Origin of the sequence: Streptomyces flavofungini (assembly GCF_041028215.1) — a bacterium.
Lineage (GTDB): Bacteria > Actinomycetota > Actinomycetes > Streptomycetales > Streptomycetaceae > Streptomyces > Streptomyces flavofungini_B.
On sequence record NZ_JASKYR010000045.1, the window covers coordinates 1 to 20611 of the forward strand.

General features: G+C 70.8%; 20 protein-coding genes and 1 pseudogene. 10 read left to right on the forward strand and 11 right to left on the reverse strand.

The window, feature by feature from the left end:
- Positions 1 to 106: 106 nt before the first annotated feature.
- Entirely contained in the window at positions 107 to 1321 is a 1215-nt protein-coding gene (gene serB, locus AB8Z36_RS05550) for a phosphoserine phosphatase SerB (protein WP_369212040.1), read from the forward strand.
- Positions 1322 to 1457: 136 nt separating this feature from the next.
- Here serB and AB8Z36_RS05555 read toward each other — a convergent pair whose 3' ends face one another.
- The 4 genes from AB8Z36_RS05555 to AB8Z36_RS05570 all read right to left on the reverse strand — a co-directional run bounded on the left by AB8Z36_RS05555 (position 1458) and on the right by AB8Z36_RS05570 (position 3930).
- Complete coding sequence (locus AB8Z36_RS05555; RefSeq protein WP_369212041.1) at positions 1458 to 1976, reverse strand: SixA phosphatase family protein; 519 nt, start codon at positions 1974 to 1976, stop codon at positions 1458 to 1460.
- An 88-nt stretch (positions 1977 to 2064) separates the two neighbouring features.
- Positions 2065 to 2280: a hypothetical protein gene (locus tag AB8Z36_RS05560; protein WP_369212042.1), complete on the reverse strand. Its 216-nt coding sequence runs from the start codon at positions 2278 to 2280 to the stop codon at positions 2065 to 2067.
- 177 nt (positions 2281 to 2457) lie between these two features.
- On the reverse strand, positions 2458 to 2574 hold the full coding sequence (locus AB8Z36_RS05565; protein ID WP_107102012.1) for an SGM_5486 family transporter-associated protein: 117 nt from the start codon (positions 2572 to 2574) through the stop codon (positions 2458 to 2460).
- Positions 2575 to 2616: 42 nt separating this feature from the next.
- Positions 2617 to 3930, reverse strand: coding sequence for a CynX/NimT family MFS transporter (locus AB8Z36_RS05570; RefSeq protein WP_369212043.1), 1314 nt, complete (start codon positions 3928 to 3930; stop codon positions 2617 to 2619).
- Between the two features lie 139 nt (positions 3931 to 4069).
- Here AB8Z36_RS05570 and AB8Z36_RS05575 point away from each other — a divergent pair, with 139 nt between their 5' ends.
- The gene (locus tag AB8Z36_RS05575) at positions 4070 to 4765 is read left to right on the forward strand and encodes a FadR/GntR family transcriptional regulator (protein ID WP_369212044.1); all 696 of its coding nucleotides are present in this window, start codon (positions 4070 to 4072) and stop codon (positions 4763 to 4765) included.
- Positions 4766 to 4784: 19 nt separating this feature from the next.
- Here AB8Z36_RS05575 and AB8Z36_RS05580 read toward each other — a convergent pair whose 3' ends face one another.
- The 3 genes from AB8Z36_RS05580 to fabG form a co-directional block, all read right to left on the reverse strand.
- Positions 4785 to 5120 carry a hypothetical protein gene (locus AB8Z36_RS05580; RefSeq protein WP_369212045.1) on the reverse strand — a complete coding sequence of 112 codons (336 nt, stop codon included), beginning with the start codon at positions 5118 to 5120 and terminating at the stop codon, positions 4785 to 4787.
- A 117-nt stretch (positions 5121 to 5237) separates the two neighbouring features.
- Complete coding sequence (fabI, locus tag AB8Z36_RS05585; protein ID WP_369212046.1) at positions 5238 to 5999, reverse strand: enoyl-ACP reductase FabI; 762 nt, start codon at positions 5997 to 5999, stop codon at positions 5238 to 5240.
- Positions 6000 to 6004: 5 nt separating this feature from the next.
- Positions 6005 to 6724: a 3-oxoacyl-[acyl-carrier-protein] reductase gene (fabG, locus tag AB8Z36_RS05590; protein WP_369212047.1), complete on the reverse strand. Its 720-nt coding sequence runs from the start codon at positions 6722 to 6724 to the stop codon at positions 6005 to 6007.
- A 196-nt stretch (positions 6725 to 6920) separates the two neighbouring features.
- Here fabG and AB8Z36_RS05595 point away from each other — a divergent pair, with 196 nt between their 5' ends.
- From AB8Z36_RS05595 to tyrS, 3 genes are read left to right on the forward strand one after another with little or no spacing between them, the layout of a single operon-like run.
- Positions 6921 to 8444 (forward strand): TldD/PmbA family protein, encoded by a 1524-nt coding sequence (locus AB8Z36_RS05595; protein WP_369212048.1) that lies wholly within the window; start codon positions 6921 to 6923, stop codon positions 8442 to 8444.
- Positions 8441 to 9853 (forward strand): metallopeptidase TldD-related protein, encoded by a 1413-nt coding sequence (locus tag AB8Z36_RS05600; RefSeq protein WP_369212049.1) that lies wholly within the window; start codon positions 8441 to 8443, stop codon positions 9851 to 9853. Before AB8Z36_RS05595 ends, AB8Z36_RS05600 begins: the two co-directional genes overlap by 4 nt.
- Positions 9854 to 9909: 56 nt before the next feature.
- Positions 9910 to 11187 carry a tyrosine--tRNA ligase gene (tyrS, locus tag AB8Z36_RS05605; protein ID WP_369212050.1) on the forward strand — a complete coding sequence of 426 codons (1278 nt, stop codon included), beginning with the start codon at positions 9910 to 9912 and terminating at the stop codon, positions 11185 to 11187.
- Between the two features lie 88 nt (positions 11188 to 11275).
- Here tyrS and AB8Z36_RS05610 read toward each other — a convergent pair whose 3' ends face one another.
- The gene (locus AB8Z36_RS05610; RefSeq protein WP_369212051.1) at positions 11276 to 11551 is read right to left on the reverse strand and encodes a GlsB/YeaQ/YmgE family stress response membrane protein; all 276 of its coding nucleotides are present in this window, start codon (positions 11549 to 11551) and stop codon (positions 11276 to 11278) included.
- A 225-nt stretch (positions 11552 to 11776) separates the two neighbouring features.
- Between AB8Z36_RS05610 and AB8Z36_RS05615 the strand changes: the two genes are divergently transcribed.
- Together AB8Z36_RS05615 and AB8Z36_RS05620 are read left to right on the forward strand one after the other, a co-directional pair.
- The gene (locus AB8Z36_RS05615) at positions 11777 to 12163 is read left to right on the forward strand and encodes a DUF3099 domain-containing protein (RefSeq protein ID WP_369212052.1); all 387 of its coding nucleotides are present in this window, start codon (positions 11777 to 11779) and stop codon (positions 12161 to 12163) included.
- A 187-nt stretch (positions 12164 to 12350) separates the two neighbouring features.
- On the forward strand, positions 12351 to 12587 hold the full coding sequence (locus tag AB8Z36_RS05620; protein WP_369212053.1) for a hypothetical protein: 237 nt from the start codon (positions 12351 to 12353) through the stop codon (positions 12585 to 12587).
- A gap of 588 nt (positions 12588 to 13175) precedes the next feature.
- Here the strand turns inward: AB8Z36_RS05620 and moaA are convergent.
- The 3 genes from moaA to AB8Z36_RS05635 all read right to left on the reverse strand — a co-directional run bounded on the left by moaA (position 13176) and on the right by AB8Z36_RS05635 (position 16374).
- The gene (gene moaA / locus AB8Z36_RS05625) at positions 13176 to 14183 is read right to left on the reverse strand and encodes a GTP 3',8-cyclase MoaA (RefSeq protein WP_369212054.1); all 1008 of its coding nucleotides are present in this window, start codon (positions 14181 to 14183) and stop codon (positions 13176 to 13178) included.
- Positions 14184 to 14341: 158 nt separating this feature from the next.
- Positions 14342 to 15979: a solute symporter family protein gene (locus AB8Z36_RS05630; RefSeq protein ID WP_369212055.1), complete on the reverse strand. Its 1638-nt coding sequence runs from the start codon at positions 15977 to 15979 to the stop codon at positions 14342 to 14344.
- A complete protein-coding gene (locus tag AB8Z36_RS05635; RefSeq protein WP_369212056.1) occupies positions 15976 to 16374 on the reverse strand; it encodes a DUF485 domain-containing protein in 399 nt (132 codons plus the stop codon). The genes AB8Z36_RS05630 and AB8Z36_RS05635 overlap by 4 nt, the downstream gene beginning before the upstream one ends.
- Before the next feature lie 359 nt (positions 16375 to 16733).
- On the opposite strand from AB8Z36_RS05635, the gene AB8Z36_RS05640 reads away from it, so the two are divergent.
- The 3 genes and pseudogenes from AB8Z36_RS05640 to AB8Z36_RS05650 all read left to right on the forward strand — a co-directional run.
- Positions 16734 to 18281: a S8 family serine peptidase gene (locus tag AB8Z36_RS05640; RefSeq protein ID WP_369212057.1), complete on the forward strand. Its 1548-nt coding sequence runs from the start codon at positions 16734 to 16736 to the stop codon at positions 18279 to 18281.
- Positions 18282 to 18295: 14 nt separating this feature from the next.
- Positions 18296 to 19873 carry a S8 family serine peptidase gene (locus tag AB8Z36_RS05645; protein ID WP_369212058.1) on the forward strand — a complete coding sequence of 526 codons (1578 nt, stop codon included), beginning with the start codon at positions 18296 to 18298 and terminating at the stop codon, positions 19871 to 19873.
- 144 nt (positions 19874 to 20017) lie between these two features.
- Positions 20018 to 20611 (forward strand): annotated as a pseudogene (locus AB8Z36_RS05650) (hypothetical protein); the annotation flags it as partial.

The following is a 20611-nucleotide window of genomic DNA, read 5'->3' on the forward strand; positions in this document are numbered from 1 at the left end:
GGGCCACCCCGAGGCGACCCCGGGACCACCCCGGACAACGCTCACGTGTCCGAGGACCGGACCGAGGGACGAAAGAAGGAGAGCGGCCGCTACCGTAAGCGGCACCATGAGTGCTTCGCAGCCCCCTCAGACCGCCGACGTCCCCACGCTCCTCGTCAAGATCTTCGGCAAGGACCGTCCCGGCCTCACCGCCGGTCTCTTCGACACCCTCGCCGCCTACTCCGTCGACGTGGTCGACATCGAGCAGGTCGTCACCCGCGGGCGCATAGTGCTGTGCGCGCTCGTGACCGAGCCGCCCACCGGCCTGGAGGGAGACCTGCGCGCCACCGTCCACAGCTGGGCGGAGTCCATGAAGATGCAGGCCGAGATCATCTCGGGCATCGGCGACAACCTGCCGCGCGGCCTGGGGCGTTCCCACGTGACCGTCCTCGGCCACCCGCTGACCTCGGAGTCGACGGCGGCCATCGCCGCCAGCATCACCGCGACCGGCGGCAACATCGACCGTATCTTCCGGCTCGCCAAGTACCCGGTCACCGCCGTGGAGTTCGCGGTGTCCGGCACCGAGACCGAGCCCCTGCGCACCGCCCTGGCCATAGCGGCCGCGAAGCTCGGCGTGGACGTCGCGGTCGTCGCGGCGGGCCTGCACCGCCGGGCGCAGCGCCTGGTCGTGATGGACGTCGACTCCACGCTCATCCAGGACGAGGTCATCGAGCTCTTCGCCGCGCACGCCGGGTGCGAGGCCGAGGTCGCCGACGTGACGGCGGCGGCGATGCGCGGCGAACTCGACTTCGAGCAGTCCCTGCACGCGCGCGTGAAGCTGCTCGCGGGCCTCGACGCCTCGGTCGTCGACAAGGTCCGCTCCGAGGTCAGGCTCACCCCGGGCGCCCGCACCCTCATCCGCACCCTCAAGCGCCTCGGCTACCAGGTGGGTGTCGTCTCCGGCGGCTTCACCCAGGTCACCGATGATCTGAAGGAACGTCTCGGCCTCGACTTCGCCCAGGCCAACACCCTGGAGATCGCCGACGGCAGACTCACCGGCAGGGTGACCGGAGAGATCGTGGACCGCGCGGGCAAGGCGCGGCTGCTGCGCCGCTTCGCCGAGGAGGCCGGGGTCCCGCTGGAGCAGACCGTCGCGATCGGCGACGGCGCGAACGATCTCGACATGCTGAACGCGGCGGGCCTCGGTGTCGCCTTCAACGCCAAGCCCGTGGTCCGCGAGGCCGCGCACACCGCGGTGAACGTGCCGTTCCTCGACACCGTCCTCTATCTCCTCGGCATCACCCGCGAAGAGGTCGAGGCGGCGGAGACCCACGCGGACTGACCCCCTCCCCCATGCGCCCACGGGCCCCGCGCCACTGTGGCGCGGGGCCCGGCTGCGTACGGACAGGATGCGGGAAGGGGGACGTGGAGGACGTAGAGCGGGCCCGCGCCGAGGCGGGCGTGGATCCCGGGGTGTGCTATTCGGACGGTGCCCAGTAGTCGACGAGGGTCGCCGTGCCCGGCTCCAGCGCCTTCCACGAGCCGGAGTACGTCAGGACGGAGAAGGTGGCGGTCGGGAAGCCCCGGCGGTTGAGCCGGGCCTGCGCGTCACCCTCGGAGTCACCGGCGAGGACATCGGTCAGCCCCTGCACTCCGGGGTTGTGTCCGATCAGGAGGACGCTGCGCACATCGTCCGGGGTTTCGTTGAGCACGGCGATCAGCTCGCCGGGAGAGGCTTCGTACAGCCGCTCCTCGTAGACGGTCTTCGGCCGTTGCGGGAGCTCCTGGACAGCGAGCTTCCAGGTCTCGCGGGTCCGGGCCGCGGTGGAGCAGAGGGCCAGGTCGAAGGCGATGCCGCTGTCGGCCAGCTTGCGTCCGGCGACGGGGGCGTCCCTGCGGCCTCGGTCAGCGAGCGGCCGCTCGTGGTCGGCCACCTGGGGCCAGTCGGCCTTCGCATGCCGGAAGAGGACAATCCTGCGGGGTTCTGCGACGCTCATACATCCCAGCTTCGCATGAAACGCGCCACTGGGCGCGGGTAGTTGGCGCGGTGCCCCGGCGTGGGTGACACGGCTGGCCGGAGATGGGCTACGGGGCCATGCGCCGCACCATCTCCTGGACGCGCTCCAGGAGGTTGGTGACGACGGGCTCACTGCCCGCGGCGTGGGCGTCCACGGGGTTCAGCACCAGCAGGAGCAGGGCCGCGAAGGCGACGGCGGGCAGGGCTATCGCCCACCAGGGGAGCTGGATCTCGACGCCGGCCGACTCCGCGGGGTCGCGCCGGGTGTGCGAACGGGCCGACATGCCGCCTCCTGGTCCTCGGGTCCGCGTGCCGCGTTCTCGCGGGCACCACTCGAATCTAGGCGACCGGCGGCCCTCAACCCATCAGGTGATCCACCCACTTGACCCTGACACTGGCCCCCTAGGGGACAGGGGTGCTAGCCCCACCATGCCGCGCCGCGCGGCGGCGGGAGGGCCGGTTCACGGGGAGGCGACGGAGGCGACGATGCCGATGATCACGGTGATGGCCAGCATCGCGCCGAGCACGATGAGCAGCTTCTTCTGGCCGTTCTGGGGGTTCGGGTCAAGGACGGGCATACGGCCAGTCTCGCACCCTTTGCCCGGGGGCCGCCGGTGGGGTCAGGCCCGCGCCGCCCTGGCGGCCACCTCGTCCTCGACCGTGCGGTTGCGGCCCGCGAGCGTACCGATGACGATCTGCGGCACCATCAGGCCCGCCATGAGCGCGATGGGCAGGCCCCAGCCGCCGCTGTGCTCGTAGAGGACGCCCACCAGGAGCGGGCCGGGGATCGAGATCAGATAGCCGGTGCTCTGCGCGAAGGCCGACAGCTTGGCCACGCCCACGCTGCTCTTGGCCCGCATGCCGACCATGGTCAGGGCGAGCGGGAAGGCGCAGTTGGAGATGCCGAGCAGCACCGCCCAGGCCCAGGCGCCGCCCGCGGGGGCGAGGAAGAGGCCCGCGTAACCGGCGAGGCCGCAGGCGCCGAGGAAGATCACGACAGGACCCTGGCTGGGCAGCCGCGTGGCCACGCGCGGGATGACGAACGCCAGCGGCACGCCCATGGCCATGGTGACGGCGAGCAGCACGCCCGCCTCGCCCGCGGGCACCCCGGCGTCCCGGAAGATCTGCGGCATCCAGCCCATCGTGATGTACGCGGCCGTGGCCTGGAGCCCGAAGAAGACGGCGAGTGCCCACGCCGTGCGGCTGTGGGTGATGCGCAGTCCGGCGTCCTCCTGGCGGACGGCGGTGCTGACGTGCTCGGGGGCGGCGGAGGCCGTGCCCGGTTCGCGGACGAGCGGGATCCACGGCACGACGGCGACGACCGCGAGCGATGCCCAGACGGCGAGCCCGGTCTGCCAGCGCCCGCCGAGCGCGTCGGTCATCGGGACCGTGAGGGCCGCGGCGAGTGAGGTGCCGAGCGCGAGGGCCATCGAGTACAGGCCGGTCATGGAGCCGACCCGGTCGGGGAACCAGCGCTTGACGATGACCGGCATCAGGACGTTGCTGACCGCGATGCCCATGAGGGCGAGCGCGGTGGCGGCGAGGAAGCCCGCCGTGCCGCCGATGAAGGGGCGTATGACGAGGCCCGCGGCGATGGCGGCCATGCCGACGCAGACGACCGCGCTGGGCCCGAAACGCCGGGCGAAGCGGGGCGCCATCACGCCGAAGACGGCGAAGCAGAGCGGGGGCACGGAGGTGAGCAGTCCGGCGAGGGTGCCGTTCATGCCGAGGCCGTCGCGGACCTCTTCGAGCAGCGCGCCGAGGCTGGTGATGGCCGGGCGGAGGTTGAGGGCCGCGAGGACGATGCCTACGGTGATCAGTCGCGTCGCCCACGCGCGCGTGGGGGCCTGTTTCGCCTGCCCCGCGTCCGCCGCCGCGTCGGTGCGCTTCACTGTCGCTGTCCTTGCCATCGTCCCGGTGTCCTCGCTAGCCATGGGGCCATCATAGAATCATGGGATGATTGGCTGTCCAATCCGATCGCGTCACAGTCCGGAGCGGCCCCGCGTCCAGGGCGGCGGCCGCCGCCTCCACAGCACCCCGATCCCGGCACCCCGCCCCGTACGAAGGACCGTCATGCCGCTGACCACTCCTCGCCGCTCGGCGCTCTCCGAACAGGTCATCTCCGAGCTGCGCAACCAGATCTCCTCGGGCGAGTGGCCGGTCGGCTCCCGCATCCCCACCGAGCCCGAGCTGGTCGAGCAGCTGGGCGTGGCGCGGAACACGGTCAGGGAGGCGGTGCGGGCGCTCGCGCACAACGGCCTGCTCGACATCCGGCAGGGCTCGGGCACCTTCGTGGTGGCGACCAGTGAGCTGGCGGGCGTGATGCAGCGCAGGTTCGCCGACGCGGACCCCCGGCACATCGCCGAGCTGCGCAGCACGCTGGAGTCGAGCGCCGCCGAGCTCGCCGCCCGGCGCCGCACCGAACGCGACCTCAAGCAGCTCGACGCGCTCCTCGTACGGCGTGAGGAGGCCTGGGCGTCGGGGGACGCGGAGGAGTTCGTGACCGCCGACGCCACGTTCCACATGGCCGTGGTGGCCGCGTCGCACAACGACGTCATGACGGCCCTCTACGCGGACCTGGGCGAGGTCATGCGGGACTGGCTGCGGGACGACATCGGCGAGGATCTCAGTCCCGAGTCGCACATGGACCACGCCAGGCTGGTCGAGGCGATCCGGGAGCGGGACACCGAGGCCGCGCAGAGCGAGGCGGCGAGCTACCCCTTCATGTGCCGCCCCGAGCGGTTCAGCGGGGCGCGCGGCGAGGAGTGACCGCCCCCGGCGGCACCCCTCACTTCTCGTGGCTGACCCAGGCCGAGCGGACCTCTTTCCAGCACCGCCCGGTCAGCCGCACGGTCTGCGCGGGCCCCGCGTCGGTCGGGGCGCTGTCGACGTCGATGTCCCACCACCGGTCGCACTCCACGTGCAGGCGGACGTGGTCTGTTTCGGGGTAGGGGTTGTGGCAGTAGGCGACGACGTTGGAGCCGCTGATCCCGGTGCGGCACTCCGAGCCGAAGGGCCGTGGCCGCTCCCTGTCCCGATGGCCGTCACCGGCGAGGGACGCGGCGCCGGTGGGCACGGCGACCAGCAGGGCGAGAGCGGCGAGCACCGCACCGGAGAGGCGCACACTCCACCATGCGCGCCACTGCCCCGCCGCCGCCCGGCCCGGGAGCCGAACGGGTGAGGCCCCGCCTCCCGCGCACCGCGGGGGACGGGGCCGCACGCCTCGTACGGGAGGAGCCGGTCAGGCACCCATCATGTGGACGCCGCCGTCGACGTGGACGATCTCGCCGGTGGTCTTCGGGAAGAAGTCCGAGAGCAGGGCGACGATGCCGCGGCCCGCGGGCTCGGGGTCGGCCATGTCCCAGTCCAGCGGGGAGCGGGTGTTCCAGACGTCCGCGAGGTCGGCGAAGCCCGGGATGGACTTGGCCGCCATGGAGCCGATCGGGCCCGCGGAGATCAGGTTGCAGCGGATGTTCTCCTTGCCCAGGTCACGGGCGAGGTAGCGGCTGGTGGCCTCCAGGGCGGCCTTGGCCGGGCCCATCCAGTCGTACTTGGGCCAGGCGTACTGCGCGTCGAAGGTGAGGCCGACGACCGAGGCACCGTCCTCGAAGAGCGGGCGGCAGGCCATGGTGAGCGACTTCAGGGAGTACGCGGAGACGTGCATCGCCGTCGAGACGTCCTCGAAGCTGGCCTCCAGGAAGTTGAAGGCTCCCTCCGGCGCGAAGCCGATGGAGTGCACGACGCCGTCGAGGCCGCCGAGCTCGTCCTTGACGACGCCCGCGAGGCGGTCGAGGTGCTCCTGGTTGGTCACGTCGAGCTCGATGACCTTGGCGGGCCTGGGGAGCTTCTTGGCGATGCGCTCGGTGAGGGTGGGCCGCGGGAACGCGGTCAGGATGATCTCGGCGCCCTGCTCCTGGGCGACCTTGGCCGCGTGGAAGGCGATCGAGGACTCCAGGAGCACACCGGTGATGAGGATGCGCTTGCCGTCGAGGATTCCGCTCATGGTGATCAGTGACCCATGCCCAATCCGCCGTCAACGGGGATGACGGCTCCAGTGATGTACGAGGCGTCGTCGGACGCGAGGAACTTCACCGCGGCGGCGATCTCCTCGGGCTGCGCGTAGCGGCCGAGCGGCACCTGAGCGACGATGCCCTTGCGCTGCTCCTCCGTCAGCACCTTGGTCATGTCGGTGTCGACAAAACCGGGCGCGACGACGTTGAAGGTGAGGTTGCGCGAGCCCAGCTCACGGGCGAGCGAGCGCGCGAAGCCGACCAGACCGGCCTTGGAGGCGGCGTAATTGGCCTGCCCGGGGCCGCCGTAGAGGCCCACGACGGAGGAGATCAGCACGACGCGGCCCTTCCTGGCCCGCAGCATGCCGCGGTTGGCCCGCTTGACGACGCGGAAGGTGCCGGTGAGGTTGGTGTCGAGGACGGACGTGAAGTCCTCCTCGGTCATGCGCATCAGGAGCTGGTCCTTGGTGATGCCCGCGTTGGCGACCAGGACCTCTACGTTCCCGTGCTTGTCCTCGATCTCCTTGTAGGCCTGCTCCACCTGCTCGGCATCGGTGATGTCGCACTTGACGGCGAGGACCCCGGCGTCGGTGAGGGCCTTCGGCGGCTCACCCGAGCGGAAGGTGATCGCGACCTTGTCGCCGGCGTCGGCGAAAGCGCGGGCGATGGCGAGGCCGATGCCCCGGTTTCCTCCGGTGACGAGAACCGAGCGGCTCAACGGATCACCCTTTCGATAGCGGTCTGGTACCTCGAAAACCTATCGGTACCTTCCGCGATACGGAGAATCGGCGCCCCACAGTGGCTAGGAGGACTCCCTGTCGGGTCCCTACAGAAAGGTCTGGCCCTGGAGCCGTCCCGCGGGTCATCATCGGATCCCACCGGAGCCGACCGGAGCCGACAGCAGGGAGACCTCCGTGCCTCATTCCATCGATGAAGCCTTCACGGCGCTGCCGCTGCGGGCTCTCGCCGACGCCGCGCTCGCCCGCGCGCGTGCGCTCGGCGCCGATCACGCGGACTTCCGCCTGGAGCGGGTCCGCGGCGCCTCCTGGCGCCTGCGCGATGCCAGGCCGTCCGGCACCTCCGACACCACGGACCTCGGGTACGCGGTGCGGGTGGTGCACGGCGGGACCTGGGGATTCGCCTCGGGTGTCGACCTCACGATGGACGCGGCGGCCAGGGTCGCCTCGCAAGCCGTGGCGATGGCCAAGCTCAGCGCCCAGGTGATCAGGGCGGCGGGGTCCGAGGAGCGGGTGGAGCTCGCGGACGAGCCCGTGCACGCCGACAAGACCTGGGTCTCCTCCTACGAGATCGACCCCTTCTCGGTGCCCGACGAGGAGAAGGCGGGGCTGCTCGCCGACTGGAGCGCGCGGCTGCTCGCCGCCGACGGTGTCGCGCACGTGGACGCCTCGCTGCTCACCGTGCACGAGAACAAGTTCTACGCGGACACGGCGGGCACGGTGACCACGCAGCAGCGGGTCAGGCTGCATCCGCAGTTCACAGCGGTCGCGGTGGACGAGTCGAGCGGTGAGTTCGACTCCATGCGCACGCTGGCGCCGCCGGTCGGGCGGGGCTGGGAGTACCTCACCGGGACCGGCTGGGACTGGCAGGGCGAGCTGGAGCGCATTCCCGGGCTGTTGGCGGAAAAGATGCGGGCACCGAGCGTGCGGGCGGGCGCCTACGACCTCGTCGTGGACCCCTCCAACCTCTGGCTGACGATCCACGAGTCCATCGGCCACGCCACCGAGCTCGACCGCGCCCTCGGCTACGAGGCGGCGTACGCGGGCACCTCGTTCGCCACCTTCGACCAGCTCGGCAAACTCGCCTACGGCTCGTCGCTGATGAACGTGACGGGCGACCGTACGGCCGAGCACGGCCTCGCGACCATCGGCTACGACGACGAGGGCGTGGCGGGGCAGTCGTGGGACCTGGTCAAGGACGGCACCCTGGTCGGCTACCAGCTCGACCGGCGCATCGCGAGGCTCACCGGCTTCGAGCGCTCCAACGGCTGCGCGTACGCCGACTCCCCCGGCCATGTCCCGGTGCAGCGCATGGCGAACGTGTCGCTCCAGCCGGATCCCGGGGGGCTCTCCACCGAGGACCTGATCGCGGGCGTCGACCGGGGCATCTACGTGGTCGGCGACCGGTCCTGGTCGATCGACATGCAGCGGTACAACTTCCAGTTCACCGGGCAGCGCTTCTACAAGATCGAGAACGGGCGGCTCGCCGGGCAGCTCCGCGACGTCGCCTACCAGGCGACGACCACCGACTTCTGGGGCTCCATGGCCGCGGTCGGCGGCCCGGGGACGTATGTGCTCGGCGGCGCCTTCAACTGCGGCAAGGCGCAGCCGGGGCAGGTCGCCGCGGTCTCGCACGGCTGCCCGTCCGCCCTGTTCCGGGGCGTCAACATCCTCAACACGACGCAGGAGGCGGGTCGATGACCTCGCGCAACAATCGTCCCTCCGGTACCGCCAGGCCGCACGAGATCGTCGAGCGCGCTCTTGAGCTGTCCACCGCCGACGGCTGCGTCGTGATCGCCGACGAGGAGTCCACGGCCAACCTGCGCTGGGCGGGCAACGCCCTGACCACCAACGGCGTCACCCGCGGCCGCACCCTCACCGTCATCGCCACGGTCGACGGCAAGGAGGGCACCGCGTCCGGCGTCGTGTCGCGCTCGGCGGTCTCCGCGGACGACCTGGAGCCGCTGGTGCGCGCCGCCGAGGAGGCCGCGCGCGGGGCCGGGCCCGCCGAGGACGCACGGCCGCTGGTGACCGGCACCGCCGCCTCCCCCGGCTTCACCGACGCCCCGGTGGAGACCTCCTCCGCCGTCTTCGCCGACTTCGCCCCGGCACTCGGGGAGGCCTTCGCGGCCGCCCGCGCGGGCGGCCGTGAGCTGTACGGCTTCGCCAACCACGAGTACGTGTCGAGCTACGTCGGCACCTCCACCGGCCTGCGCCTGCGGCACGACCAGCCGAACGGCACCCTGGAGGTCAACGCCAAGTCGCCGGACCGCACGAGGTCGGCGTGGGCGGGACGGGCCACGCGTGACTTCAAAGACGTCGACCCCACCGCGCTCGACACGGAACTCGCCGGGCGCCTGGCCTGGGCCGAGCGCCGCGTCGACCTGCCCGCGGGGCGGTACGAGACGCTGCTGCCGCCGACCGCGGTGGCGGACCTGCTGATCTACCAGTACTGGTCGGCGTCGGCGCGGGACGCCGCCGAGGGCCGCACCGTCTTCTCCAAGCCGGGCGGCGCCACGCGCCTGGGCGAGCGGATCGCCGGACTGCCGCTGACGCTGCGCAGCGACCCGGACGAGCCGGGCCTGGAGTCGGCGCCGTTCGTCCTCGCGCACACCTCGACCGGTGACTCCTCGGTGTTCGACAACGGACTGCCGCTGGCGCCCACGGAGTGGATCAGCGGCGGCGAGCTCGCGCACCTGGTCTCCAGCAGGCACAGCGCGGACCTGACCGGCCGGCCGGTGACGCCCGCGATCGACAACCTCATCCTCGACGGGGGCGGCGAACGCTCCCTCGATGAGATGGTCGCGGCCACGGAGCGCGGGCTGCTGCTCACCTGCCTCTGGTACATCCGCGAGGTGGACCCGGCGACCCTGCTGCTCACCGGGCTGACCAGGGACGGCGTGTACCTCGTGGAGAACGGCGAGGTCGTGGGCGAGGTGAACAACTTCCGGTTCAACGAATCGCCCGTGGACCTGCTCGGCCGGGCGACCGAGGCGGGCCGCACGGAGCGGACACTGCCGCGCGAATGGGGCGACTACTTCACCCGGGCCGCGATGCCCGCGCTCCGCGTCCCGGACTTCAATATGAGTTCGGTCAGCCAGGGCGTATAACCTCGGACCCTGCACCCACGTGCACTGTGTAAGCACACCCAAGGAGACACGAGACCGTGACGGACATCGTCGACGAGCTGAAGTGGCGGGGACTCTTCTCCCTGTCCACCGATGAGGACGCACTGCGCAAGGCGCTCGCGGACGGTCCCGTCACGTTCTATTGCGGCTTCGACCCGACCGCGGCGAGCCTGCACGTCGGACACCTCGTGCAGGTCCTCACCGTGCGCAGGCTCCAGCAGGCGGGGCACCGCCCGCTGGCCCTGGTGGGCGGGGCCACGGGGCAGATCGGCGACCCGCGGCCGACCGCCGAGCGCACCCTGAACGACCCGGAGACGGTCGCGAACTGGGTGGCCCGGCTGCGCAGGCAGATCGAGCCGTTCCTGTCCTTCGAGGGCGAGAACGCCGCGGTGATGGTCAACAACCTCGACTGGACCGCGGGGATGTCCGCGATCGAGTTCCTGCGGGACATCGGCAAGCACTTCCGCGTGAACAAGATGCTGACCAAGGACTCCGTGGCGCGGCGCCTGGAGTCGCAGGAGGGAATCTCGTACACCGAGTTCAGCTACCAGCTCCTCCAGGGCATGGACTTCCTGGAGCTCTACCGGCGCTACGGCTGCACCCTCCAGCAGGGCGGCAGCGACCAGTGGGGCAACCTCACGGCGGGCATCGACCTCATCCACCGCCTGGAGCCGGACGCCACGGTGCACGCGCTGGCCACGCCGCTGATGGTGAAGGCGGACGGCACCAAGTTCGGCAAGACCGAGGGCGGCGCCATCTGGCTCGACCCGGCGATGACGACGCCGTACGCGTTCTACCAGTTCTGGCTGAACGTGGACGACCGGGACATCTCCACCTACATGCGGATCCTCTCCTTCAAGAGCCGCGAGGAGCTGGAGGAGATCGAGAAGCAGACCGAGGAGCGTCCGCAGGCGCGCGCCGCCCAGCGCGCGCTCGCCGAGGAGCTGACGACGCTGGTGCACGGCGCCGATCAGTGCGCCGCGGTCATCGCCGCGTCCAAGGCCCTCTTCGGCCAGGGCGACCTCGCGGACCTGGACGAGGCGACGCTGGCCGCGGCCCTCTCGGAGCTGCCGCGCGTCGAGGTCGCCGAGCCGGGCCCGGTCGTGGACCTGCTCGCCGAGGTCGGCCTGGTGGCGAGCAAGTCCGCCGCCCGGCGCACGGTCAAGGAGGGCGGTGCCTACGTGAACAACGTCAAGGTCACCGCCGAGGACGCCGTGCCCGCCGCCGGGGACCTGCTGCACGGGCGCTGGCTCGTGCTGCGCCGCGGCAAGAAGAACCTGGCCGCGGTCGAGGTCACCGGGGGTGCGGCGGCCTGATCCGCCCGTTCCGTACGTGGTCGCTCCGCGCACGGTGAAGGCCCGGCTCCCCGCTCGGGGGGCCGGGCCTTCACCGTGGGGCGCACGGCTAAGCCGTGCGTCTGTTGCCCCGGATCGACTTGTAGATCGCGTCGCCGACGCCGACGACGACGAGCGCCGCGACCAATTGCAGCGCGTGGCGGCCCCAGTCGATGCCCTTGGTCTCGTTGATGCCGAACTGGGTCGCGAGCCAGTTGCCCAGGACGGCTCCGATGATGCCGAACACCGTGGTGAGCCAGAGCGGACTGTGCTGCTTGCCGGGCAGGATCGCCTTGGCGAGCAGCCCCAGCACGAATCCCACGATGATCGCCCACAACCAGCCCATAGCTGCCTCCTTGTACGGCTCTACGTGAGCATTACGGCCAGTGTCGGCCTGTACTCCGTACGGCGCATGTCGGGCGGCTCCATACGTGGCACGGCGCAGCGTTCACACCGAGGAGAGGCCGCCCCCGGTCTCGTCGGCGGCGCAGCCCAGGCGTAACGTGGAACGGGCCGGACCGGGGCAGATACCGGGGAGAGTCCGGCACAGCGGACAGGGTGGTGGAACGTGATGCGGAAGCAGAGCGGTGGCCAGGTCTTCCGGATCACGGGTGCCCGGCAGGGGCTCGCGGAGGACGTGCGGGGCCGGCAGCGCCGGTATGTGATCTCGATGTCGGTGCGGACCGTGTCCGTCGTCGCCGCGGCCGCGCTCTGGAACGTGGAGCGGCACGTGGCCCTCGTGGCGCTGGTCCTCGGCGTGCTGCTGCCCTACATCTCCGTGGTCATCGCCAACGCGGGGCGGGAGAGCAACCCCGCTCTCCCCTCGACGTTCGTACCCACCCCTTCTCGGCCAATGCTGGCGCCGCCCGTGGCGGCCGGTCCCGCGGAATCCGTCCCGGAAGATCCCTCGGGCGCCGCGTATGACCAGCGGCGGGGCGCGGCGCGCGAGAAAGCCTGACCGTCGACGATGCGCCAAGCTCAAATAAAGCTCAAGGCAATCATGTAGTTCAGGTGCCAGTCACCGGGTCCTGCATGACATACTTCGTACGCGCTCCGCATCCCCCGTCGGAGCGACAGACCGACGCCGGGCAGCTCCCCCCGTGGCTGCTCGGCGTCGCCTTGTTCTGGACGCTTGGACGCGAACTGTGAGTGACGAGAAGCCGATCTGTTCCGCGAAGGGCTGCCGCTCGGACGCGGTCTGGGTGCTCGCGTGGAACAACCCGAAGATCCACACTCCGGACCGTCGCAAGACCTGGCTGGCCTGCGACGACCACCGCGAACACCTCTCCCAGTTCCTCGGCGTACGAGGCATGCTGAAGGATGTCGTGACGCTGGCCGAGTGGGAGTCCCGCGGCGGCGGCGCCGAGGCCGCGCAGAGCTGAGCGGAACCGCAACTCCCAAGCCGCGCAGAGCCGTTCCGGACCGCGTTTGACCTGGAAAGCTCAAGAAAAGCTCAGATCAATCGTGCTTTTCCGATGCCGGTCGCCGGACCCTCCGTGACATACTTCGTACGCGCTCCGCGTCCCCCGTCGGAGTGGCGGACCCTCACCAGACCACCTGTGTGTGGTTCCGTGCGGCCATTGTCATGGTGGAGGGGGGTGAAACAAGTGAATGATCGTCCCCGGAAGCCGCGCAGCTCCTGGACAGGCCCCGAGAAGTGGCAGGTCTACATCGGATTGCTCGGCTTACTCGTAGCGATCACCGGATGTGTGGGGCAGTTCGTCCAGTAGGACGCCCACCCAAGACGGTCGCGACCGGCGCTGTACACGCAGCAAGCCCGGTCGAGTCTTAGGCGACCGGGCTTGTGATTACTGCGCGAAGGGCCTTGCTCTGGCAGGAGCGGGGCCCTTCGTCATGGGCGGCGAGAACCGCTCGTGACCCTGGGAATGGTACAGCGGGCGCACCCCATGGGTTAAGCCAATTCCGTCATTCCCCCGCTGTGAGCAGCGGAATGTCCGTCGGCTCCGCGCTCAGCCGCCGATCGCCGACATGGGCCGCTCCGGCTGGAGGAAGGTGGGGTCGTCCAGGCCCGAGCCTGCCTTCTTGCCCCACATCGCGGTCTTCCAGATGCGGGCGATCTCCTCGTCCGAGCCGCCCTCGCTGTCCTCGGGGGCCGCGCGCAGGGCGCCGCGCAGGTCGGTCTCCTCGGTGGCGAAGAGGCAGGTGCGGACCTGGCCGTCGGCGGTAAGGCGGGTGCGGTCGCAGGCCGAGCAGAAGGGGCGGGTCACCGAGGCGATGACGCCGACGCGGTGCGGGCCGCCGTCCACGATCCAGCGCTCGGCGGGCGCGGAGCCGCGCTCCGCGGAGCCCTCCTCGGTGAGCTCGAAGCGGGTGCGCAGGGACTCCAGGATGTCACCCGCGGTGATCATGCCGTCGCGCTTCCAGCCGTGCTGGGCGTCGAGGGGCATCTGCTCGATGAAGCGGAGTTCGTAGTCGTTCTCCACGGCCCAGGACAGCAGGTCGGGGGCCTCGTCGTCGTTCAGGCCCGGCATCAGGACGGTGTTGACCTTGACCGGGGTGAGGCCCGCGTCGCGGGCCGCTTCGAGGCCCTCGATGACGTCCTTGTGGCGGTCGCGCCTGGTGAGCGTCTTGAAGACGTCGGGGCGCAGCGTGTCGAGCGAGACATTGACCCGGTCGAGGCCCGCGGCCTTGAGGGCCTCGGCGGTGCGCTTGAGACCGATGCCGTTCGTCGTCAGGGACATCCGGGGGCGGGGCTCCAGCTGGGCGCAGCGCTCCACGATGCCCACGAGGCCGGGGCGCAGGAGCGGCTCACCGCCGGTGAAGCGGACCTCGGTCACCCCCAGCCGGGTGACGGCGATCCGCACGAGGCGGACGATCTCGTCGTCCGTGAGCAGGTCGGGCTTGGCGAGCCATTGAAGGCCCTCTTCCGGCATGCAGTACGTACAGCGCAGGTTGCAGCGGTCGGTCAGCGATACGCGCAGGTCAGTGGCTACACGGCCATAGGTGTCGATGAGCACTGCGGCCCCCTCCCCGGCGGTTGGATGCAATGGGTCCACTGCTTTCGACCTTACGCGACGCCTCTGACAACCTCATGGGCCATTTGCCACGAGGAACGGTGCGGCCGCGTCGTAGGACTCTACGACGCGGCCGCTGCGGGCAGGTGAACCAGGCCCCGTCAGTGGGCTCCGACGCCGGTGAGGGACTTGACCTCCAGCTCGGCGTACTTGCCCTTGTCGGGCTCCTCCTTGGAGAGGAGCGAGCCGAGCCAGCCGAGGACGAAGCCGAGCGGGATGGAGATCAGGCCCGGGTTCTCCAGCGGGAAGAAGTCGAAGTTCGCGTCGGGGAACATCGACGTCGGCTTGCCGGAGACGACCGGCGAGAAGAGGACGAGGCCGACGGCGGCGATCAGACCGCCGTAGATGGACCAGAGCGCCCCCTGGGTGGTGAACCGCTTCCAGAAGAGGCTGTACAGGATCGTGGGCAGGTTCGCGGAGGCCGCGACCGCGAAGGCGAGGGCGACCAGACCGGCGACGTTGAGGTCGCGGGCGAGCGCGCCGAGGGCGATGGAGACGACACCGATGAAGACGGTGGCCCAGCGGGCGGCCTTCATCTCCTCCTTCTCGGTGGCCTTGCCCTTGCGGATGACGTTGGCGTAGATGTCGTGCGCGAAGGACGAGGAGGAGGCCAGGGTCAGGCCCGCGACGACCGCGAGGATCGTGGCGAAGGCGACCGCGGAGATCACCGCGAGCAGGATCGCGCCGCCGGTGGAGTCACCGCCGCCGCCGATCTCCAGGGCGGCGAGCGGCGCCGCGGTGTTGCCCGCCTTGTTGGAGGCGATGATGTCGGCCGGCTTGAGCAGGGCCGCGGCGCCGAAGCCGAGCACGATGGTCATCAGGTAGAAGGCACCGATGATGCCGATCGCCCAGTTCACGGACTTACGGGCGGCCTTGGCCGTGGGCACGGTGTAGAAGCGGATCAGGATGTGCGGGAGTCCCGCGGTGCCGAGGACCAGGGCGATGCCGAGCGAGATGAAGTCGAGCTTGGAGGTGCCGGTCGCGCCGTACTTCAGGCCGGGCTCCAGGAACTTCGAGCCCTGGCCGCTGTTGGAGGCGGCGGTGCCGAGCAGGTCGGAGACGTTGAAGTTGAACTTCAGCAGGATCAGGAAGGTGATGAGCACCGTGCCCGCGATGAGCAGGACGGCCTTGACCATCTGCACCCAGGTGGTGCCCTTCATGCCGCCGATGGTGACGTAGACGATCATCAGGACGCCGACCAGGGCGACGATGAGGATCTTGCCCGCGTCGGAGGTGATGCCGAGCAGCAGCGAGACGAGGACACCCGCGCCCGCCATCTGCGCGAGCAGGTAGAAGATCGAGACCACGATGGTGGAGGTGCCCGCGGCCGTGCGGACCGGGCGCTGGCGCATGCGGTACGCGAGGACGTCGCCCATCGTGTAGCGCCCGGAGTTGCGCAGCGGCTCGGCGACCAGGAGCAGCGCGACCAGCCAGGCGACCAGGAAGCCGATGGAGTACAGGAAGCCGTCGTAGCCGAAGAGGGCGATGGCGCCCGCGATGCCGAGGAAGGACGCGGCGGACATGTAGTCGCCGGAGATCGCGAGGCCGTTCTGGAAGCCGGTGAACTGGCGGCCGCCCGCGTAGAAGTCGGCGGCGCTCTTGGTCTGCCGGCCCGCCCAGACGGTGATGCACAGCGTCGCGACGACGAAGGCCGCGAAGAGGCTGATGATCAGCGTCCGGTGCTCGGAGGCGTCGGACGCCGCCGCGAGCTCGATGACGGCGGTGTGCGCGGGGCTCATGCGTCGCCCTCCGTGCGGGTCTCCATGCGGTGCTCCATACGGGACTTGATCGCCTCGGCCTTGGGGTCGAGCTTCGCGGCGGCGTGCCGGGAGTAGAACCAGGCGATGAGGAAGGTGGTCAGGAACTGCCCGAGGCCGAGTACCAGGGCGACGTTGATGTTGCCGAAGAGCTTGGTGCCCATGAAGCCGCCCGCGTAGTTGGAGAGCAGGACGTACACGAGGTACCAGGCGATGAAGGCGACGGTGAGCGGGAAGGCGAACGAGCGGTGCGAGCGGCGCAGTTCACCGAAGTCCGCGCTCTCCTGCACCTGGACGAACTCCTCCGTGGAGGGCGCGTGGGGAGCGGGATCGTTTCCTGCGCCACCCGTGGAAGGGGGCGGTGCGTCGGTGGCCACGGAGTCTCCTCGTGGGGCGGGTGCGGTGGGGACGGACAGTTTTTCCATCAGCGTGTGGACGTCTCACATTCCGGCGTGACGCGGATCACGTGAAGCCACGGTTGGCGATGCTAAGGCCATGGGACGTGATCCGACAGGGGGTTGATGTTGCTTCCGTTGTCTGCTCAACGTCTTCGCGTCGTGGGCGACGTGGCCGAACCGGCCGGTTTCTTCATCAGGTCATTGATGGCCTGGGAGTTTCCGGGTTAGCTTCACCCTGAACGACCCGTCATGTACCTGCCCGAGCGCGTCTGTGTTCGGGCAGTTTCCGTATGCGATTCCGCGTGCGGTCCTCCTCCTCCGGATGATGTGGAGATCCCATGGCTCATCTGCGTTCCAGACGTCGCGCGGCGCTGATCGTGCCCCTCGGCGTCGCACTCGCCGCCTCGGTCGGCTTCGTGCCCGGCGCCGCCTCGGCCGCCACCGACGCCGCCCCCGCCGCCGTGTCGGCGAAGCCCGCGGAGGACGCCCCCGTCTTCGCGTACGTCGTCAACACCCGCGCGGACCGCAAGACCCTCGCCTCCGTGAAACGGGCGATAGCCAGGGCCGGCGGCTCCGTCGTGGTGACGCACGAGAAGATCGGCGTCATCGTCGCGCACTCCGCCGACCCCGCCTTCGGCGAGCGGATACGCAAGGTGCGCGGCGTCCAGTCGGCGGGCGCCACGCACACCTCGCCGCTGAAGTCGGCGGGCACCACGGACGACGGCAGGGCGGAGCTGATATCCAAGGCCGACGCCAGGGCCCTGAAGCGGAGCGCCGCGCCGGGCGCCGAGCCGATGGAGGCCGACCAGTGGGACCTCCGGGCGATCGGCGCCGACAAGGCGGCGAAGATCAACCCGGGCAGCAGGAAGGTGACCGTCGCCGTCATCGACACCGGCGTCGACGACACCCACCCGGACCTCGCCCCGAACTTCTCGCCCGCGCAGTCCGCGAGCTGTGTCGGCGGCGTCGCCGACACCTCCGCCGGAGCCTGGCGCCCGGCGAACAAGGACCACTACCACGGCACCCACGTCGCCGGTGAGATCGGCGCCGCGCGCAACGGCGTCGGAGTGGCGGGCGTGGCGCCCGGCGTGAAGATCGCGGGCATCAAGGTGGCCGACCCGGTCGACGAGCTGTTCTACCCGGAGAACGTGGTCTGCGCCTTCGTGTTCGCCGCCGAGCACAGCGTCGAGATCACCAACAACAGCTACTACGTGGACCCGTGGCTGTACAACTGCAAGGACGACCCGGACCAGAAGGCGATCCTCGACGCGGTCAACCGCGCCCAGCTGTACGCCCAGAGGAAGGGCACCCTCAACGTCGCGTCCGCGGGCAACTCCAACCACGACCTGGCCTCCGACGCCATCGTGGACTCCTCCAGCCCCGACGACTCCACGCCGGTGACCCGCACCATCGACCCCAGCGAGTGCCTCGACGTGCCCACGCAGCTCCCGGGCGTCGTCACCACCAGCGCGACGGGCGTGCGGAACCTGAAGTCGTCGTACTCCAGCTACGGCAAGGGCGTCGTCGACGTCACGGCGCCGGGCGGCGACCGCTACCAGCTCCCGACGGACACCCCCTCCAAGAACGGCAACATCCTCTCCACCATGCCGGGCGGCGAGTACGGCTGGCTCCGCGGCACCTCGATGGCGGCGCCGCACGCGGCGGGCGTCGCGGCCCTGCTGAAGTCCACGCACCCCAAGGCGGGCCCCGCCGAGCTCCAGCGGCTCCTGAAGGCCCAGGCCGACCGCCTGGAGTGCCCGGCGACGCCGTACGACCCGGACGGTGACGGCGACGTCGACGCGGTCTGCGAGAGCGGTGGCAAGGACAAGAACGGCTTCTACGGCAGCGGTCTGGTCGACGCGCTCGCCGCCGTGAAGAAGAAGTGACGGGGGAAGAGAACGTGAACCGGTTCCACAGCACCAGCACCGCCCTGCCGCGCTCCCGCAAGGCGCTCGCCCTGCCCCTCGGCCTCGCGGTGGTCTCCGCCGTCGCCTTCCTGCCGGGTTCGGCGTCGGCGCGGCCCGCCGCGCTGCCGGACGCCCCGGCCTCGGCAACCGCCCTCTCCAAGGCCGCCGCGGCCGACGGGGAGTCGCTGAGCTATGTGGTGAACGTCCGTCCGGGCAAGGCGTCCGCCAGGTTCGCCGAGCGGGCCATCGCCAAGGCGGGCGGCAAGGTCGTCATCGCGTACGACCGCATCGGCGTCATCGTCGTGCACTCGGCCGACCCGGACTTCGCGAAGAAGATCCGCGAGGCGCGCGGTGTGCAGTCGGCGGGCGCGACCCGCACCGCACCGCTCTCCGCGCAGGCCGACGACGCCCTGGAGTCCGAGCGGCCGCTGACCGCCGCCGAGGCCAGGGCCGCCGCGGGCAAGGCGTCGGCGGGCCAGGACGAGCTCGAACCCCTCCAGTGGGACCTGCCCGCCATGAAGGCGGACAAGGCGCACAAGATCTCGCTCGGCAGCCGCCACGTCACGGTCGGCGTGCTCGACTCCGGGGTCGACGACACCCACCCCGACATCGCGCCCAACTTCGACCGGCGGGCGTCGGCCAGCTGCCTGGGCGGCGTGCCCGTCCAGAAGGGCGACGCCTGGCGTCCGGTCACCGGCGAGAGCGACCACGGCATGCACGTGGCGGGCACGATCGCCGCAGCGAAGAACGGCACCGGCATCACGGGCGTGGCGCCCGGCGTGAAGGTGGCGAGCCTGAAGGTGGCGGAGCCCGCGACCGGCATGTACTACACGGAGGCCGTCGTGTGCGGCTTCGTGTGGGCGGCCGACCACGGTGTCGACGTCACCAACAGCAGCTACTACACCGACCCGTGGCTGTTCAACTGCACCACCGACCCCGACCAGAAGGCGCTGGTCGACGCGGTGGGCAGGGCCACCGCGTACGCCGAGCGCAAGGGCGCGGTGAACGTCGCGGCGGCAGGCAACGCCAGGACCGACCTCGCCCAGGAGGAGATCCTCGACGACTCCAGCCCCGACGACACCACCCCGGTGCCGCGCACGGTCAGGACCAGGGACTGCCTCGACCTCCCCTCGCAGCTCCCGGGCGTCGTGACGGTCTCGGCGACCGGCGCGAAGGGCATCAAGGCGTCGTACTCCAACTACGGCAAGGGCGTCATCGACATCGCGTCGCCCGGCGGCGACTCCACGAAGTACCAGGCACCGGACGCCCCGGCCGTGGACGGCAGGATCCTGTCGACGCTGCCCGGCGGCAAGTTCGGCTACAAGGCCGGTACGTCGATGGCGTCCCCGCACGCGGCGGGCGTCGTCGCCCTGCTGAAGTCGGCGCACCCCTACGCCTCCGCGTCCCGCATCAAGGCCCTGCTGTACCGCCAGGCGGACGCGATCGCGTGCACCGACCCGTACGACATCGACGGTGACGGCAAGGTCGACGCGGTCTGCGAGGGCGGCAGGAACAACAACGGCTTCTACGGCGTGGGCATGACCGACGCACTGGACGCCGTGCGCAAGTAGTACGCGCGCGTGGGGAGGGGCCGGGCGGCGTCACCGCCCGGCCCCTCCGCTTCTGACTTGCCCGGACGAGGACCGTCTGGTGAAGATCTTGTGGTGAGCCCGACAGAACCGACCGCCGAGTCCGGGGGCGACGCCACCGCGGGCATGTCCCCGGCCCCCGTCCCGCACCGCGCCCCGCGCCACCGCCCGTCGGCGGGCCGCGCGGTCACCGTCCTCGTCCTGGTGGCAATCGCCGCGCTGATCCCGCTGTTCGGCCCTTCGGCCGCGCTGCGCGGCACCGGTGAGGCGCAGGCGCCGGGGACCGCCGGGATCACCTTCCTGCGGACGGTCCTCTTCGCCGCCCTGTGCGTGCAGGCGGGCGAGGTGTTCACGGTCTGGCTCGCCCGGCGCGTCCCCGGTGCGCCGAAGGACAGGGACCCGCGCGCGTGGGGCGCGTACGCGGCGTGGGCGGGGTGCGTCGCGGCGCTCGGGCTCGCCGCGATCGTCGCCAACGGCAATCTCGTACCGGAGCGGCTCGCCGACCTGGACATCGGGCGGCTCTACGACACCCGGGACGGCAGGCTCGCCCTCGTGGAGGTCAACGCCTTCGTCGTGGCGGCCCTGTGCGCCCGTTCCCGGCGCCCCAGGACGGCGGCGCTCCCGCTGGCGGCGGTCGTCGTCGCGGAGGCGCTGCGGGCGCATCCCCCGGTGGAGGACTCCCCGTTGACCGGCAGCGGCCTCACGCTGGTGCATCTGGCG

Bases quoted from the DNA above. Each gene is read 5' to 3' on its own strand.
- AB8Z36_RS05610 (WP_369212051.1), bottom strand. From the start codon at position 11,551: ATGGGCTGGTTGTGGGCGATCATCGTGGGATTCGTGCTGGGGCTGCTC.
- AB8Z36_RS05570 (WP_369212043.1), bottom strand. From the start codon at position 3,930: ATGGCTAGCGAGGACACCGGGACGATGGCAAGGACAGCGACAGTGAAG.
- AB8Z36_RS05560 (WP_369212042.1), bottom strand. From the start codon at position 2,280: ATGTCGGCCCGTTCGCACACCCGGCGCGACCCCGCGGAGTCGGCCGGC.
- AB8Z36_RS05555 (WP_369212041.1), bottom strand. From the start codon at position 1,976: ATGAGCGTCGCAGAACCCCGCAGGATTGTCCTCTTCCGGCATGCGAAG.
- fabI (WP_369212046.1), bottom strand. From the start codon at position 5,999: ATGAGCGGAATCCTCGACGGCAAGCGCATCCTCATCACCGGTGTGCTC.
- serB (WP_369212040.1), top strand. From the start codon at position 107: ATGAGTGCTTCGCAGCCCCCTCAGACCGCCGACGTCCCCACGCTCCTC.
- AB8Z36_RS05565 (WP_107102012.1), bottom strand. From the start codon at position 2,574: ATGCCCGTCCTTGACCCGAACCCCCAGAACGGCCAGAAGAAGCTGCTC.
- AB8Z36_RS05640 (WP_369212057.1), top strand. From the start codon at position 16,734: ATGGCTCATCTGCGTTCCAGACGTCGCGCGGCGCTGATCGTGCCCCTC.
- AB8Z36_RS05630 (WP_369212055.1), bottom strand. From the start codon at position 15,979: ATGAGCCCCGCGCACACCGCCGTCATCGAGCTCGCGGCGGCGTCCGAC.
- AB8Z36_RS05615 (WP_369212052.1), top strand. From the start codon at position 11,777: ATGCGGAAGCAGAGCGGTGGCCAGGTCTTCCGGATCACGGGTGCCCGG.
- AB8Z36_RS05575 (WP_369212044.1), top strand. From the start codon at position 4,070: ATGCCGCTGACCACTCCTCGCCGCTCGGCGCTCTCCGAACAGGTCATC.
- AB8Z36_RS05600 (WP_369212049.1), top strand. From the start codon at position 8,441: ATGACCTCGCGCAACAATCGTCCCTCCGGTACCGCCAGGCCGCACGAG.